Source organism: Paracraurococcus ruber (genome assembly GCF_004353985.1).
In the GTDB taxonomy this organism is placed as follows: domain Bacteria; phylum Pseudomonadota; class Alphaproteobacteria; order Acetobacterales; family Acetobacteraceae; genus Paracraurococcus; species Paracraurococcus ruber.
On record NZ_SMOA01000615.1, the window covers coordinates 1 to 944 of the forward strand.

At 64.0% G+C, this 944-nt stretch carries 1 protein-coding gene; it reads right to left on the reverse strand.

Annotation, left to right across the window (positions count from 1 at the left end):
- Positions 1-74: 74 nt before the first annotated feature.
- Positions 75-788 carry an IS6 family transposase gene (locus tag E2C05_RS32105; protein ID WP_133223635.1) on the reverse strand — a complete coding sequence of 238 codons (714 nt, stop codon included), beginning with the start codon at positions 786-788 and terminating at the stop codon, positions 75-77.
- Positions 789-944: the final 156 nt, after the last annotated feature.

Sequence of the window (944 nt, forward strand, 5' to 3'; positions counted from 1 at the left end):
TGCGGTCATACCGACCGCGGTTCTCCGGCGTCCACATCCCGCCAAATCGCGCACCACCCGCCGCAACCCGCCAGTCACAACCGATTCAGATGACTCACCATGTTCCCGGATGGACACTCAGCGCGAGCATGGCGATACTGACGCGCAGTCATCAGATGCCGCCGTGGACGGAAGTGGCCGTAGATCATGGCGTGGGATGACAGGAAGCGCTGTGCCTGCTCGATCGACTTGAACCGCCGCATCTGCCGCTCTCGCCGCCGCGTTGGCCGGTGTGAGTTCTTGGCGCGATTGTTCAGGTAGCGGCTTGTCCTGTGCTTCACCTCCGGCATCATCTCGCGGTATGCTACTCTGTAGCTGCGCAAATCATCGGTGACGAGGCGCCGCGGCTTGTACTTCAGGCCGGCGAGCAGGCGCTTGAAGAAGCACTTGGCCGCCGCTGCGTTGCGGCGGCCCTGGACGAGGATATCGAGCACGACGCCGTGCTGGTCCACCGCGCGCCAAAGGTAGTGCAGCTCACCACCAATCCTCAGGAACACCTCATCGAGGTGCCAGGTGTCGCCCGGCTTGGGCCGCCGCTGACGGAGCTTGCCGGCAAATTCGGCGCCGAACTTGCGGCACCACTGCCTGATGCTCTCGTGCGTGAGGCCGATGCCCCGCTCTGCCAGGATCAGCTCCACCTCGCGCAGGCTCAGGCCGAAGACGTGGTAGAGCCAGACGGCGTAGCTGATGATCGCGGCTGGGAAGCGGTAACCGGGGTAAGTCGCGTGCTCGGGCGTCCATCCCACCATCCTGGCCCGTCCCTCTCAGCAGAGCCAAGGAAGACTAGGGCCTGTTAGGCCCTGAGGTACATTCCTATCTGGGGTGGATGACGGGGAATGCGGGTATCCATGTTCTGAGCGACAAGCAGTGGGCAGAGCTGGAGCCGCTGATCGACGAGGTGCGGC

Excerpts from the sequence above, each read along its gene's own strand:
- E2C05_RS32105 (WP_133223635.1), bottom strand. The coding sequence starts at position 788 with ATGGTGGGATGGACGCCCGAGCACGCGACTTACCCCGGTTACCGCTTC.